The following is a 13,514-nucleotide window of genomic DNA, read 5'->3' on the forward strand; positions in this document are numbered from 1 at the left end:
ATGTTTGCAAAACGCTCTCGCATTTCCCTCTTTTTGGCCGCCAGCCTGCTGTTGGTCACCGGCTGCAGCCAGGCGGAAACCGCCAACCAGCCGCCCGCCCTGAAGGCGCTGGAGGATCAGGGCCTGACCGTCATGCAGGAATTCAAGGTCGGAGGCGGACTGCGCGCTTTCGCGGCAGTTGCCGGTGACAGGCCCGTCGCCATTTACATCACGAGCGATGGCAATGCCATCGTGGGAACACGCCTGAATGCCAAGGGAGAGCCGATCGATGAGGCAGCCCTGAACAATCTGGCGGCCAAGCCGCTCAGCGACAAGGAATGGGCGCAGCTCCAATCTGCAACCTCTGTCCGGGACGGGCAAGCGAATGCCCCGCGCATCGTGTATGCCTTCTCCGACGCCAACTGTCCCTATTGCCATCGCTTCTGGGAAGCCGCACGTCCTTGGGTCGATGCTGGCAAGGTCCAGATTCGGCACATCATGGTCGGAATCATCAGGGAAGACAGTCCCGCCAAAGCTGCGGCAATCCTGGGTGCCGCTGATCCCTCGGCAGCGTTGCTGGAAAACGAGCGGAAGTATTCCCAGGGCGGGATTACACCGGCCAAGAGCATTCCAGCAAATGTACGGAAGACCCTCGATGACAACCAGATGCTGATGTTGAGCATGGGCTTCCGCGGAACTCCTGGCATCGTCGTTCGTGGCCCCGATGGCGTACTCAAGAAATATAACGGCATGCCTCAGGGGCCCCAGTTGGCCGAGGTGCTGGGACCACGCTGAGACCCATCCTTTGGCGCGCGAATGCGATATGTGCCGCATCGCGCGCCAGAGCTGCACCTACTGGGCTAACCAACTGCAATTCAAGGAGGTGAATCATGTCCACTAACCATCGCCTGATTGCTGGCTTGTTTTTTGGCCTGGTGTGCCTGCTTGTCGCCGCTCCGTCGGCCGCAGGAGTCGATTGGCCCAAGGATGGCTGGAGGGTGATTGAGACGAGCCAGAGCTATTCGGAATTGCTCGCCAATCTCAAGAAAGCGGTCTCCGCGAACGACTTGAATGTTGTCTTTGATGTTGGCCCGACGGAGGCTGCTGCAAAGCGCGGCATCCACATTCCGGGAAACCGGGTGGTGGGGGTCTTCAACAACAAGTTTGCCGTCGATATTTTGCGCCTCAGTGTGCCGGCGATGATCGAGGCACCAATCCGGTTTTATGTGACTGAGCGGGATGACGGGCATGCAACGCTGTCGTGGGTCGAACCCAGTCATATTTTCGCGCCATATATCGAGGACGTTGGCAGCAGCGATGACGCAAAAATGCTGCGTCAGGAGGCGGAGGAACTCGATGCTCGCTTCTCTCGGATTGCATCCGAGGCTGCACAAGGAAAATAGCTGAAAGGGGCGTTCACTATGCTCTCACTGACAGGTGGGCTGCTGGGCCTCATCATCGGAGCCGTGCTGGGATTGACCGGCGCCGGCGGCGGCATCTTCGCGGTGCCGGCGTTGGTTTTCGGCTTGGGCATGGACATACGTAGTGCCGCACCCGTGGCGCTGCTTGCGGTGGGTGCGGCGGCGGCATTGGGCGCTGTACAGGGACTGCGGCGGGGTATTGTCCGGTACAAGGCCGCGATGGTGCTGGCGGCCGCCGGCACCGTGACTGCCCCGCTGGGTGTTCAGCTCGCGCACTGGCTTTCGCCGCGGTGGCTGAACATGGTCTTCGTGGCCATCATGCTCATCATCGCGTACCGGATGTTCCTGTCCTCGCGCAGCCCCCAAGCCGATAGCGACTTGGGCGACGAGCAGGCCAAGGCGTGCAAGGTCTCCAAAGACACGGGGCGCTTTCTCTGGAACCTGCGAACCGCGACCACGCTGGGGAGTATCGGCGTCGTGTCCGGCTTGGCCACGGGCATGCTGGGCGTAGGCGGCGGCTTCATTATCGTCCCAGCCTTGGCGCATTTCAGCGAGCTGCGCATGCACAGCATCGTCGCGACCTCGCTCATGGTGATCGCGCTGTTGTCCGCCGTGACCGTGTTCATCGCATGGAGTCATGGCCTGCTGCTTACCGCGCCTACTTGGGCATTCGTACTCACCGCGCTGGTGGGCATGGCGGGTGGTCGCGCTGTGGCGCTAAGGATTCCTTCAAAGATGCTGCAGCGGGTGTTCTCGATCACCTGCGTGTCCGTGGCGGCTCTCATGCTCATGCGCAACGTGGGCTAGAGATTCGCTATTTGGTTAATTGATTGGACGGAGATTTCCAATGCAGGCAAGGAAAGTAGATATCGCCATCATCGGTGCTGGAACCGCCGGCATCACGGCATTTCATGCACTCAAGGCGGCAGGAAAGGATGTCGTCCTGATCGATCGTGGACCGCTGGGGACGACCTGCGCGCGCGTAGGCTGCATGCCGTCGAAGGCCGCTTTGCATGCGGGGATGCGCTGGACGACGGCCAAGGAGTTGCCCGCGGGCGTCACGCTCTCCGCACAAGGGCCGCAGGCTTTGTGGCGGCATACCCGCCAGACGCGGGATGCTCTGGCCGGTGCTGCCGCGGAGCGCACGCGCAAGGCCGTCGGCGAAAACCTGATCATGGCCGAGGCTCGCTTTGTCGCGCCAGGCACCTTGGAAGTCGGCGACCAGCGTATCGAAGCGAAGGCTTTCATCGTGGCCACGGGCTCGCATCCGGTGGTGCCCAAGTCGCTGGACGGCGCGGCCTCCCACATCCTCACCACCGACACCCTTTTCGAGCAGAAAGAACTGCCGCAGCGCCTGGGGATTCTAGGACTGGGAGCGATCGGCCTGGAACTTGGCCTGGCCCTGTCGCGGCTTGACGTGCAGGTGATCGGTGCCGACCAACAGGACACGATCGGCGGTATTCAAGATCCCGAGGTGCAGGATCGGGCGCTTTCGAGGTTCGGCGGCGAGTTTCCCATGTGGCTGGGAGCACCCGTCGAAGTTACCCTGGCAGGCGACAAGGTGCGCATGCGCACCGACAAACATGAAGCGCTCGTGGATCGCTTGCTGGTCGTGACTGGCCGCCAGCCCAATACCGAAGCGCTCAATCTGCAAGCGGCAGGCATCCTATTGGACAAGGCAGGCCGGCCGAACATCGACGCCTCCACCATGCAGGCATCGGATGCACCGATCTTCTTCGCGGGCGATGTGCAGCCGGATCGTCCGCTGATGCACGAGGCCGCCGACGAAGGCCAGATGGCGGCCCAGGCCGCCTTGACGCGCCTGCGTGGCGAACAATGGCAGGGGGCGCCGCGTCGGGTGCCGATCAGCATCCTGTTCACCGATCCCGACGTCTGCGCTGTCGGCATGTCCTACCAGGCCGCAATGAAGAAAGATGCCGTGGTCGGCATCGCGGAAGGTAGTGGCAACGGGCGCTCGAAGATTCTCGGTGCCCAGGACAACCTGCTGCGCATCTACGTCGAACCCGGCACTGGCTTGTTGCTTGGGGCCAGCATGTTGCTGACGCAAGGCGAGCATCTGGCGCACCTGCTCGCCTGGGCAATCCAGGCCAAGCAGACCGTCAATGACCTGCTGACGATGCCGTTCTACCACCCATCCATCGAGGAGATGCTGCAGAGCGCCTTGAAGTCGGCATCCCAGCAACTCAACCCGTAAACGGACTCCTTCTTTCCGCCATCACGCCCGAACCATCATGAGCCAAAACATCCAGAACCAAGCATTGAAAGTGATCCTGCATGCGCCAACTCCCGCAGCACTGGAGCGCGCACGCAAGAATGCGGTCAATCTCCTGCGCGAAGCGCCTGATGCCGAGCTGCGCATCATTCTCAATGCAGAGGCTGTCAAGGCAGCACTCGATCAAGCGCATGCCGAGGTGGACATCCACACCTGGGTGTGCCCGACGACGCTGACCCGGATCGGCAGGGAGAACCGGCCGCCGCTCCAGGTGATGGCAGGCCCAGCCGTGATCGAAATCGCGCGCATGCAGCGGACAGGATGGGTCTATATCAGATCATAGCAACAGGCCGCCCAGGCGGCAGAAGGGGCTGGGGACATGGAACTGCGACATCTTCGCTACTTTGTCGTCTTGGCTGACGAGCTGCATTTCACGCACGCCGCGGAGCGGCTGCATATCGAACAACCGCCCTTGTCTCGGGCGATCAAAGAGCTGGAAGACGAACTAGGGGTCGTACTCTTTGATCGTGATCGCAGAGGAACGCGGCTGACCGCCGCAGGAGTTGCCTTCCTGCAAGACTCTCGCAGGCTTTTCACCGTTCTCGAACAAGCCCGGGAGAACGTCAAGGCCGTCGCGGCGGGTTTGCGGGGTAGCCTGCGTATCGCGGTGTCTGATGGAGCAATCGACCCTAGGCTTTCATCGTTCCTGGCCCGTTGCCGCGCCGAAGAACCAGAGATCGAAATACGCCTGTCCGAAGTACCCTTGGCCGAACAGATGCGGGGGCTTCGATCCGGCGATTTCATGATCGGCTTCGCACACACCGCGGATGTCAACGACGGTATCGTTGCCGAACCAATATGGCGAGACCCGCTGGTAATTGCCGTACCGGCACGGCACGCGCTACTCGCTCACAAGGAAGTGCCACTTCATGAACTTAGCGGTCACCCGCTTGTCTTGTGCGATCCGCAAGTCTGCGAGGGTTACTGCCGCGAGCTGGCGCGCCTTCTAGGACCTCTGGGACACCAGAAAAACGTCGTTGAGCATGTAACCTCTTTGGACATGATGCTCACGCTGGTCGGTGCCGGTTATGGTGTTGGCTTCATGGCCGCGAACAGAACTCCAGCCACACAGCGGCCTGATGTCGTAATACGCCCGTTGGCTGTTGAATCCGCAATTATTACGACCTACGTGCTTCGGCCCGACAATAGCGCCTCTTCGGCCTCTCTGGAGCGGTTTATCGCGCGCCTGCGCGAAGGGCTGGGTAACTAACCTGGCTCAAGATTCGACAGTGGAATCCATATTGCGCTCTGTGGCGGCCATTAGATCGGTCCCACTCATCTTCAGCGCAGTGGCGATTTTCAGTATCAGGGCCAAGGAGGGCAAATGCTCCCCTCGTTCGATCTTGCCCATGTGGGAACGCTCTATTCCAGCCAGCCCGGCCAGTTCCTCCTGAGCGATGCCCTGGTCCATGCGGAACGCGCGCACAGCCTTGCCAAAAGCCTGGGCTGGCTCGGCTTCATATCTGGTTGTGCCAGGGGGACGCCCCCGTTGAACAGTACGCCTCTGCATCGGCAGAAGCGTCAGGCAGTCACTAGAATTTAACCACGTTAAATTTAACTCATGGGTATCATGTCGGATTGGTTTCTTGATCAATTCTCTTCTTGGGGGCTCTTATGCACGATGCCACCAGCCCGTCCCCCCGTCTTAGGCTTGCGGTAGCACCGGGCGTATCGTCATCTCAACTCTCGGCGCTTCTCGCGCGTCAACGCGCAGAGGAGCCGGGCGTCACCCTCGCGATTTTCGAGGTTGCAGGTGACGTCCTGCTTGAGGGGCTTCTTGAAGGCCGCTATGACGTCGGGATGTCGCTTCAGGGGTATAGCGACCCCGCTCTCAAAACGCAGCTCTTATGGACCGAGACCATGGCTGTCGCCATGCCGACACGGTTCCACTTATTCGACGAGGCGAAGCTCGCCATCGCCGATCTTCGGGACTATCCCGTCTATCGCTGGCAGGCAGAAGCCTGCCCCCTGCTGGATGAGAGGCTGGCCTCCCTCATGCCAGTGGACCAGGAGAACCTCCAACGGGTGACTTCCTTCGAGATGATGGCGCTATGGGTCGCAGCGGGCTATGGCGTCGGGGTATCTACGCGATCGCGCATTGAGCGTGCCCATGAATGGGGAATCACCGTGCGACCGCTCGCCGGCGGTCCCTACGAGATCGCGACATACCTGCAGCGGCCCCACGCGCATGCCAATTCCACTTCGGAGCGGTTCGAGCGCAGAGCGCTGCAAGTCACCGGGGCTGGCGTCACATAGTGGCACCTACGGCCGGGGCCATCATCCCGGCCATAGCTGACGCGCAGGATCAGGCCCCCTCAAACACTACCGCGCTGTCCACCAGCCGACGCACGCTCTGCCGCACATCGCCGGGGGTGGGCCATATGGCAACGGCCTCGGGCGCATCCGCATGGCGCTGGTAGTCGCCCATGATGACCCGGATGATTGTGGGCACATTGGTCGGCGTGACCGCATCGATGGCCGCGCGATCCCCCAGATCGGGGTGTGGCTGGGTCAGCATGCGGTATAGCTCCCACGAATCCGCGCGAGGGCACTGGTTCATGAGCACCTGGGCCAGCTTGTGCTTGAGCGGCACCAGTTGCCAGTCGGGAACCCGCTGCCCCCGGTTGCCCAGACTGATGGACAGCAGCTTGCCCGCTTTCAGCTCCCGATTGATCTGATCCTTGGACTTCCCAGCCAGCTTGCCGAACAGCGGGACCGGCAGGTTGTTCGGCGACTCGTACATCGCCAGCATTTCCTCGCGCTCGCGCTGAATGGCGGAGACTTCCGGCTCCGGGGCATGCGTCGGGGGTGGCGGCACCTGCGACAGCCTCTGGAACGTGATTCCGCCGCTGTTGGGGGTCACGACGATGGGCGTGGCCACCACGGGCGAGACACCGGAGGCAACAGGCTCGGCCACCGTGGGGGCCGCACTCACCACATCCTCCGCTTCTGCCATCACCGGCACCCCGTCGATACGAATGGTCAGGTGCGCGCTCGCAGCTTCCACTTCGCCCTGTTCGAGCAGGTCCAGGCGATCGGCCCAGTCCTGCATCATCCGGCGGCGCGGCTCCACGTACTTGGCGTGGTTGTAGGCCGAGCTGACCTTGTTTGGATCGGAGTGCGAAAGCTGCGCGTCCACCCAAATCTTCGGGTATCCGATCTCGTTGAGTGCGGTCGAGATGGTGCCGCGGATGCCGTGGCCGGTCAGGCGCCCCTCGTAGCCCATGAGCTGCACGGCCTTGTTGAGGGTGTTCTCGCTGATGCGCTTCTTGAGTTCGCTGCGGTGCGACAGCAGGTACTTCTGCGCCGGCCGCATCACGCCCAGGAGATAGCGGACGATCTCGATGGCCTGCAGGGACAGGGGCACGATGTAAGGCGGCACGTCCTGCGGCCGCTTGCCGGCCTTGCGCATTTCGTCCTGGAGCTGCTTGACGACCTGGGGCGGGATGATCCACAAACCGCGGTCGAGGTCGAATTGCTCAGGCTCGGCCAGCCGCAGTTCGCCCGTGCGCACCCCCGTCAGGAACAGCAGCCGGACGCCAAGCTGGGTCTGCCAGCCGCGGGGGTTGTAGCGCCGGAGCTTCTGAAGGAACTCGGGCAGCTCGGGCAGGTGCAGGTAGGGGTTGTGCGCCACTGGGGGCTTAGGTTCGGCCACCACGTCCAGGTCCGCAGCCGGGTTGACTTCCAGCCCCTCGGCGATGACTAGGGCATAGCGAAACATCTGGTTGAACCAGGTACGCACCTTCTCGGCGGTGGTGAACGCCTTGCGCTTCTCGATCGCCGCCACCACGCCCACCAGCTGGGGCCGGCGAATGTCGTAGATCGACATCTTTCCCAAGGTAGGCAGCACGTCCTTGTTGAAGATGCGCAGGATCTGCGACAGCGTGCTTTGACGGCCTTCCTTGAGTTCCTTGCGGCGATGCTCGACCCAGGCATCGAAGACGTTCTTGAAGGTGTATTCGCCTGCCAGCCTGGCCGCGTGCCGGCGCTGATCACGCTCGATCCGGGGATCGATCCCCCTGGCGATCAGGGCTTGGGCCTTGTCCCGCTCGGCACGGGCCTCCCGCAGGCTGAGGGCGGGATAACTGCCCAGGGACATGCGCTTTTGCGTGCCCAGCCAGGAATAGCGGAAGATCCATGACTTGCCGCCTGCGGCAGAGACCATCAGGCTCAGGCAGTCGTTGTCGTGGAGGGTATAGCGTTTGCCGGTGGTCTTGGCCTGCCGGACGATCAGATCAGAGAGTGCCATTTCGAGGCTCCTAAGTGATGACTTAGGCCTTATGCTCGTCATGGTTCCCGCTCAGCCCCAGCAACTATACGGAAGCCGCCTCACCCGTATTCCTGTGCCTAAATTGGCGCCTAAAAAAGGCTGGCTGTGGGTGGATTTCCGTGGCGCTCGCTGGAATGAAAAAAGGGGCCGAAGCCCCTCTTTTCAACGACTTACAGACGTCAGTAGAAGTCTGTAGATCATAACTTGGAGCGGGAAACGAGACTCGAACTCGCGACCTCAACCTTGGCAAGGTTGCGCTCTACCAACTGAGCTATTCCCGCTTGGGAGGCGAAATTCTACATGCAATCGCCTACCTGTCAACACGCCGTTTTCACTTTTTCCGCGACTGCGCGCGCGCCGCGATCTCGTCCTCGCGCAGGCTCGGCCAGGCCGCGTGCAGGTACTGCACGCCCGACACCAGGGTCAGCACCGCGGCGATCGCCAGCATCCAGTCGCCGACGTGGAAAATCGGCCCGCCCATCCAGATCTCGACCACCGAGGTGTTGGGCGAAACCGAATACAGCAGGCACAGCAGCGCGACCATCTGCGCGGTGGTCTTGACCTTGCCGATCATCGCCACCCGTACCTTGGCGCGCTGGCCGATCTCGGCCATCCACTCGCGCAGCGCCGACACCGCGATCTCGCGGCCGACGATCACCGCCGCCCAGAACGCCATCCACGGCGTCGGGTGGCCCTGCACGATCAGGAACAACGCCACCGCCACCATCAGCTTGTCGGCCACCGGGTCGAGGAAGGCGCCGAACGCCGAATGCAGCTCGTAGCGGCGCGCCACCCAGCCGTCGAGCCAGTCGGTGATCGCGGCCAGGCCGAAGATCGCCGCGGCGGCGAAGTTCGTCCACTTGTAGGGGAGATAGAACACCAGCACCAGCACCGGGATCATCACGATCCGCAGCAGGGTCAGCCAGGTGGGAATGGTCAACTTCATTGCGTTACTGCTCCGCCGTCGGATCGGGCACCGACAGTCCATGAAGGTTAGCGTAGATGCGCGCGGCCAGCGCCGCGTTGATGCCTTCCACGCGCGCGATCTCGGCCTCGCCGGCGGCCTTGAGCCCGGCCATGCCGCCGAAATGCTTGAGCAGGCTGGCGCGGCGCTTCGGGCCGATGCCCTCGATGTCTTCCAGCTTGCTGGTCATGCGCGCCTTCTGCCGGCGCCCGCGGTGGCCGGTGATGGCGAAGCGGTGCGCCTCGTCGCGCACCTGCTGGATGAACTGCAGCGCCGGCGATGCCGCGCCCGGGCGCAGCTCGCGTCCGTCCGGCAGCACCAGCGCCTCGTGGCCGGCGCGGCGCTCCACGCCCTTGGCCACGCCGACCAGCAGCATGCCTTCGACGCCGAGGTCGGCCAGCGCGGCCTGCGCCTGCGCCAGCTGGCCGGCGCCGCCGTCGATCAGCAGCACGTCCGGAAGTATTGGGAAATCGCCCATACGGCCCTCGTGCATGGCACGAGGGCGCTCGTCGGCGCGCGAGCCAGTGGCTCGCGAACGCGCCTCCTCGCCTTCCACCGCGCGGCGGAAGCGGCGGTCGATGGCCTGATGCATGGCGGCATAGTCATCGCCCGGCTCGATGCCGCTGATGTTGTAGCGGCGATACTGCGCGCGCACCGGGCCGGCGGCGTCGAACACCACGCACGAGGCCACCGTCGCCTCGCCCATCGTGTGGCTGATGTCGAAGCACTCCACGCGCTTGACCGGCTCGGCCAGCCCCAGCATTTCGCGCAGCGCCTCGCTGCGCGCGTGCTGCGTGCCACGGCTGTCCAGTTCCGCGACCAGGGTGATCTGCGCATTGCGCGCGGCCAGTTCGACGTAGCCGGCGCGCTCGCCGCGCACGTTCCACTTCAGCGCAACCCTGCGCTCGGCCGCCGCGCCCAACGCCGCCTCGATCATCTCCGCCTCGGGAATTTCGCGGTCCAGCAGCACTTCCGGCGGCGGCGCGTGCTCGACGTAGTACTGCGAGACGAACGCGGCCAGCACTTCGGCGGCGCTGTCCTCGCCGTTGGTGCGCGGGAAGAACGCGCGGGTGCCGAGGTTGCGGCCATCGCGGAACGCCAGCAGCAGCACGCAGGCGCTGGCGCCCTGCATCGCGCAGGCCAGCACGTCGAGGTCGGCGGCACGGCCGTCCACGTACTGCCGGTTCTGCATGCTGCGCAGCGAGGCGACGAGGTCGCGCAGGCGCGCGGCGCGCTCGAACTCCAGCGCGTCGCTGGCCTGCTGCATCGCCTGCACCAGTTCGTCGGCCAGCTGGTCGCTCCTGCCTTCGAGGAACAAGGCCGCGCGCCGCACCGATTCGTCGTAGTCGTCCTGCGCCACCAGCCCCACGCACGGCGCGCTGCAGCAGCCGATCTGGTATTGCAGGCACGGCCGCGAGCGGTTGCGGAACACGCTGTCCTCGCAGCTGCGCAGCTTGAACAGCTTGTGCATCAGGTTGAGCGTCTCGCGCACCGCGCCGACGCCCGGATACGGGCCGTAATAACTGCCCGGGATCGAGCGCGGGCCGCGGTGCAGGGCGATGCGCGGCCATTGCTCGCGGGTCAGCAGCACCTGCGGGTAGGTCTTGTCGTCACGCAGGGAGACGTTGTAGCGCGGGGCCAGCGACTTGATCAGCTGGTTTTCCAGCAGCAGCGCCTCGGCCTCGGTGCGGGTGACGGTCACGTCCATCCGCGCCACCTGCGCCAGCATCAGCATGATGCGCCGGGTCTTGGGCGAGCCGTTGAAATAGCTGCCGACGCGGTTGCGCAGCGCGCGCGCCTTGCCGACGTACAGCAGGGTGTCGTCGGCCGCGTACATGCGGTAGACGCCCGGCGCGGTGCTCAGCGCCGCCGCAAATGCCTTGCCGTCGAAGCCGCTGGTTGCCTTGCCGCTCATTCCTCGATCGGCACGTTGCTCAATTCGCCGCTGACCGGATCGAAACGCAGGATGGCGTGGGCGTCGCTTTCGGCGATCCACACCGCGCCGGCGGCCACCGCCAGCGCCGCCGGGCCATGCAGGCGCCGCGGCAGGTTGACGGTGGTCAGGTCGCCGCCGCCCAGGCGCAGCGTGCGCAGGCAGCCGTTGCCAGCATCGGCGATCCACAGCAGCGGCGATTCGCTGCCCATCGCGATCGCCTGCGGGTATTGCAGGTGGGCCTGCGCGCGCGCGCCATCGGTACTGCCGAATTCCCACGGCCCCTGCCCGACCAGCGTCTGCACCACGTCGCCGCGCAGTTGCACCGAGCGGATCGCCGAACCCAGCGCGTCGCAGACATACAGTACCTGTTGCACCGCCACCAGCCCGCAGGGCTGCGCCAGCGCGGCGAGGTGGCCGCCGCCGTCGCGCACTTCCATCACCCCCGCGCCCACGCGCCAGCGCAGCGAACGCAGGCCGAGGTCGTAGCTCCAGACACGGTTGTCGCCGGCCATCGCGATGTACAGCTGGTTGTCGGCGATGGCGATGTCCTGCGGATGGTTCAGCGGGCTGTCCCACGGCTGCGCCAGCACCCCTGCCACCGGCTCGCCGGCGCGGCCGTTGCCGCACAGGGTCTCGACCTGTCCGCTGGGCAGGTGGATGCGCCGCAGCGCGTGGTTGCCGGTGTCGGCCACGTACAGCGTCTCGCGCTCCAGCACCATGCCATGCGGGCGGTTGAACGCGGCTTCGCCGGCCGGGCCGTTGACCAGGTCGGCGCTGCCGACGCCGAACTGGCGCAGCACGCGGCCGGAATGGGTGCATTCGAGGATGCGGTGGTGGCCGGTGTCGGCGACGTAGAGGCGGTCGGCGCTGGCCACCAGCCCGGCCGGGAAGCGCAGCGGCAGGCGCGGCTCCGGGCTGGTTTCGCGGTTGCCGCGCAGGTCTTCGTCCAGCGGCGGTGAAAGTCCTTCACACAGCGCGTTCAGGGCGCGCTCCAGGTCGCCGGCGGCACCCACCAGGCGCTCGCGCTCCTGCCCCTGCGCATCGAGCAGCAGCAGCGTCGGCCATGCCTCGACGCCGAAGGCACGCCAGGCCTCCCACTGCGCATCCAGCAGGATCGGCGCGGCGATGCCGTGTCGGCGCAGCAGCTTCAGCGCCGGCTGCGGCTCGCGCTCGAAATCGAAGCGCGGCACCTGCATCACCAGCAATTGCAGCCGTCCGGGGTTGCGCGCCTGCCATTGCGCCACTTCGGCCAGCCGCTGCATGCACCAGACCGAGGCGCCATTGACGAAGGCCAGTACCAGCGGGCGCCCGGCATGGTCCTGCAACGTGGTCGGCGCCGCGTTCAGCCAGATGCCGGACCGGGGGAGTTCCATCGTGCTCTGAGCATTCATGGGCCGATTATGCCGGACTCGACCGCATCCGCCAGACGTCGCACCGTGGCCTGCGCCGCGGCGTCCAGCAGGGCCCAGCTGTGCTCGAAATCGGCCTCGTCGCCGTACCAGGGATCGGGCACCTCGCTGGTGCCGGCAATGCCGGCCCACGGCAGCCACAGCACGGCCCGGTCATGGGCGTCCGGCGGCGCCAGTACCCGCGCGTCGTCCAGGTTGCGGGCATCCGCGCACAGGATGTAGTCGAAATGCCGGAAATCCTTGTGCTGCAACGGCCGCGCGCGCAGGCCGGCGATGTCCACGCCGTGGCGGGCGGCGCAGGCGATGGCGCGCGGGTCCGGCGCCTGCCCGCGGTGCCAACCCGAGGTGCCGGCCGAATCCACCTCGACCCGCCCGGCCAGCGGCGACGCCGCCAGCCGCGCGCGCAGCGCGCCCTCGCCCATCGGCGAGCGGCAGATGTTGCCCAGGCAGATCACCAGCAGCTTCAAGCCGTGGCCCTCATCAGCGCGTCGGCGCGGGCCAGGTCTTCCGGCGTGTCGATGCCCGGCGGGAACGGCTCCGGCGACAGCGACACCGCGATGCGGAAGCCCGCCTCCAGCACGCGCAGCTGTTCCAGCGACTCGACCTGCTCCAGGGTGCCCGGCGGCATCGCCGCGAAACGCTGCAGGAACCCGGCGCGGTAGCCGTAGATGCCGATGTGGCGCAGCCATTGCCCCGGCGGCAGCGCGTCGCGCGACCGGGCGAAGGCGTCACGGTGCCACGGGATCGGCGCCCGGCTGAAATACAGCGCGTCACCCTGCGCATTGCGCACCAGCTTGACCACGTTGGGGTCGAACAGGGTCGGCGCATCCTCGACCGGCGTGGCCAGCGTCGCCATCGGCGCGCCGCTGCCGGCCAGCGTCGCCGCCACCGCGCGGATGCCGGCAGCCGGGGCAAACGGCTCGTCGCCCTGCAGGTTGACCACGATGTCCTGCTCGCCCCAGCCGGCCTGCCGCGCGCACTCGGCCAGCCGGTCGGTGCCGGAGGCATGGTCGGCGCGGGTCATCGCCACGCGCACGCCGTCGAATCCTTCCAGCGCGGCGGCGATGCGGGCATCGTCGGTCGCCACCCAGACCTCGCGCGCACCCGCCGCCAGCGCGCGCCGGGCCACGTGCACCACCATCGGCACGCCCGCCAACGCGGCCAGCGGCTTGCCGGGCAGCCGCGTTGAGGCGTAGCGCGCCGGGATTGCCACCACGAAATCGGGAACGTTGTTCATCTCAA

At 65.4% G+C, this 13,514-nt stretch carries 14 protein-coding genes and 1 tRNA gene; 7 read left to right on the forward strand and 8 right to left on the reverse strand.

Going from position 1 to position 13,514, the window contains the following annotated elements:
* The 6 genes from dsbG (at position 1) to MIC98_RS12945 (ending at position 4,903) form a co-directional block, all read left to right on the forward strand.
* Positions 1-774: a thiol:disulfide interchange protein DsbG gene (dsbG, locus tag MIC98_RS12920; protein WP_011347503.1), complete on the forward strand. Its 774-nt coding sequence runs from the start codon at positions 1-3 to the stop codon at positions 772-774.
* 95 nt (positions 775-869) lie between these two features.
* Complete coding sequence (locus tag MIC98_RS12925) at positions 870-1,382, forward strand: DUF302 domain-containing protein (RefSeq protein ID WP_011347502.1); 513 nt, start codon at positions 870-872, stop codon at positions 1,380-1,382.
* An 18-nt stretch (positions 1,383-1,400) separates the two neighbouring features.
* Complete coding sequence (locus MIC98_RS12930) at positions 1,401-2,207, forward strand: sulfite exporter TauE/SafE family protein (RefSeq protein WP_011347501.1); 807 nt, start codon at positions 1,401-1,403, stop codon at positions 2,205-2,207.
* Positions 2,208-2,247: 40 nt separating this feature from the next.
* The gene (locus MIC98_RS12935; RefSeq protein ID WP_011347500.1) at positions 2,248-3,615 is read left to right on the forward strand and encodes a dihydrolipoyl dehydrogenase; all 1,368 of its coding nucleotides are present in this window, start codon (positions 2,248-2,250) and stop codon (positions 3,613-3,615) included.
* 37 nt (positions 3,616-3,652) lie between these two features.
* Positions 3,653-3,976 carry a hypothetical protein gene (locus MIC98_RS12940; RefSeq protein WP_011347499.1) on the forward strand — a complete coding sequence of 108 codons (324 nt, stop codon included), beginning with the start codon at positions 3,653-3,655 and terminating at the stop codon, positions 3,974-3,976.
* Positions 3,977-4,012: 36 nt separating this feature from the next.
* The gene (locus tag MIC98_RS12945) at positions 4,013-4,903 is read left to right on the forward strand and encodes a LysR family transcriptional regulator (RefSeq protein ID WP_011347498.1); all 891 of its coding nucleotides are present in this window, start codon (positions 4,013-4,015) and stop codon (positions 4,901-4,903) included.
* Between the two features lie 6 nt (positions 4,904-4,909).
* On the opposite strand, the gene MIC98_RS12950 is transcribed toward MIC98_RS12945, so the two are convergent.
* Positions 4,910-5,203 (reverse strand): helix-turn-helix transcriptional regulator, encoded by a 294-nt coding sequence (locus MIC98_RS12950; RefSeq protein ID WP_011347497.1) that lies wholly within the window; start codon positions 5,201-5,203, stop codon positions 4,910-4,912.
* A 104-nt stretch (positions 5,204-5,307) separates the two neighbouring features.
* On the opposite strand from MIC98_RS12950, the gene MIC98_RS12955 reads away from it, so the two are divergent.
* Complete coding sequence (locus MIC98_RS12955; protein WP_239737405.1) at positions 5,308-5,949, forward strand: substrate-binding domain-containing protein; 642 nt, start codon at positions 5,308-5,310, stop codon at positions 5,947-5,949.
* Between the two features lie 49 nt (positions 5,950-5,998).
* Here the strand turns inward: MIC98_RS12955 and MIC98_RS12960 are convergent, their stop codons facing one another.
* From MIC98_RS12960 to kdsB, 7 genes are all read right to left on the reverse strand, one after another.
* Positions 5,999-7,942: an integrase arm-type DNA-binding domain-containing protein gene (locus tag MIC98_RS12960; RefSeq protein ID WP_011347495.1), complete on the reverse strand. Its 1,944-nt coding sequence runs from the start codon at positions 7,940-7,942 to the stop codon at positions 5,999-6,001.
* Between the two features lie 226 nt (positions 7,943-8,168).
* Positions 8,169-8,244: transfer RNA gene (locus MIC98_RS12965), tRNA-Gly, on the reverse strand.
* A gap of 50 nt (positions 8,245-8,294) precedes the next feature.
* Positions 8,295-8,909, reverse strand: coding sequence for a CDP-diacylglycerol--glycerol-3-phosphate 3-phosphatidyltransferase (pgsA, locus tag MIC98_RS12970; RefSeq protein ID WP_057641666.1), 615 nt, complete (start codon positions 8,907-8,909; stop codon positions 8,295-8,297).
* A 4-nt stretch (positions 8,910-8,913) separates the two neighbouring features.
* Positions 8,914-10,842, reverse strand: a complete 1,929-nt coding sequence (gene uvrC / locus MIC98_RS12975; protein WP_239737406.1) for an excinuclease ABC subunit UvrC — start codon at positions 10,840-10,842, stop codon at positions 8,914-8,916.
* Positions 10,839-12,254, reverse strand: a complete 1,416-nt coding sequence (locus tag MIC98_RS12980) for a hypothetical protein (RefSeq protein ID WP_239737407.1) — start codon at positions 12,252-12,254, stop codon at positions 10,839-10,841. Before MIC98_RS12980 ends, uvrC begins: the two co-directional genes overlap by 4 nt.
* Positions 12,251-12,739 carry a low molecular weight protein-tyrosine-phosphatase gene (locus MIC98_RS12985; RefSeq protein ID WP_239737408.1) on the reverse strand — a complete coding sequence of 163 codons (489 nt, stop codon included), beginning with the start codon at positions 12,737-12,739 and terminating at the stop codon, positions 12,251-12,253. The genes MIC98_RS12980 and MIC98_RS12985 overlap by 4 nt, the downstream gene beginning before the upstream one ends.
* Positions 12,736-13,509 carry a 3-deoxy-manno-octulosonate cytidylyltransferase gene (gene kdsB, locus MIC98_RS12990; RefSeq protein ID WP_239737409.1) on the reverse strand — a complete coding sequence of 258 codons (774 nt, stop codon included), beginning with the start codon at positions 13,507-13,509 and terminating at the stop codon, positions 12,736-12,738. The genes MIC98_RS12985 and kdsB overlap by 4 nt, the downstream gene beginning before the upstream one ends.
* Positions 13,510-13,514 lie beyond the last annotated feature (5 nt).

It is taken from the genome of Stenotrophomonas sp. NLF4-10 (genome assembly GCF_022359915.1).
In the GTDB taxonomy this organism is placed as follows: Bacteria; Pseudomonadota; Gammaproteobacteria; order Xanthomonadales; family Xanthomonadaceae; genus Stenotrophomonas; species Stenotrophomonas daejeonensis.

Coding starts and splice junctions, on each gene's coding strand:
- dsbG (WP_011347503.1), top strand. CDS start 1: ATGTTTGCAAAACGCTCTCGCATTTCCCTCTTTTTGGCCGCCAGCCTG.
- MIC98_RS12925 (WP_011347502.1), top strand. CDS start 870: ATGTCCACTAACCATCGCCTGATTGCTGGCTTGTTTTTTGGCCTGGTG.
- MIC98_RS12930 (WP_011347501.1), top strand. CDS start 1,401: ATGCTCTCACTGACAGGTGGGCTGCTGGGCCTCATCATCGGAGCCGTG.
- MIC98_RS12935 (WP_011347500.1), top strand. CDS start 2,248: ATGCAGGCAAGGAAAGTAGATATCGCCATCATCGGTGCTGGAACCGCC.
- MIC98_RS12940 (WP_011347499.1), top strand. CDS start 3,653: ATGAGCCAAAACATCCAGAACCAAGCATTGAAAGTGATCCTGCATGCG.
- MIC98_RS12945 (WP_011347498.1), top strand. CDS start 4,013: ATGGAACTGCGACATCTTCGCTACTTTGTCGTCTTGGCTGACGAGCTG.
- MIC98_RS12950 (WP_011347497.1), bottom strand. CDS start 5,203: ATGCAGAGGCGTACTGTTCAACGGGGGCGTCCCCCTGGCACAACCAGA.
- MIC98_RS12955 (WP_239737405.1), top strand. CDS start 5,308: ATGCACGATGCCACCAGCCCGTCCCCCCGTCTTAGGCTTGCGGTAGCA.
- MIC98_RS12960 (WP_011347495.1), bottom strand. CDS start 7,942: ATGGCACTCTCTGATCTGATCGTCCGGCAGGCCAAGACCACCGGCAAA.
- pgsA (WP_057641666.1), bottom strand. CDS start 8,909: ATGAAGTTGACCATTCCCACCTGGCTGACCCTGCTGCGGATCGTGATG.
- uvrC (WP_239737406.1), bottom strand. CDS start 10,842: ATGAGCGGCAAGGCAACCAGCGGCTTCGACGGCAAGGCATTTGCGGCG.
- MIC98_RS12980 (WP_239737407.1), bottom strand. CDS start 12,254: ATGAATGCTCAGAGCACGATGGAACTCCCCCGGTCCGGCATCTGGCTG.
- kdsB (WP_239737409.1), bottom strand. CDS start 13,509: ATGAACAACGTTCCCGATTTCGTGGTGGCAATCCCGGCGCGCTACGCC.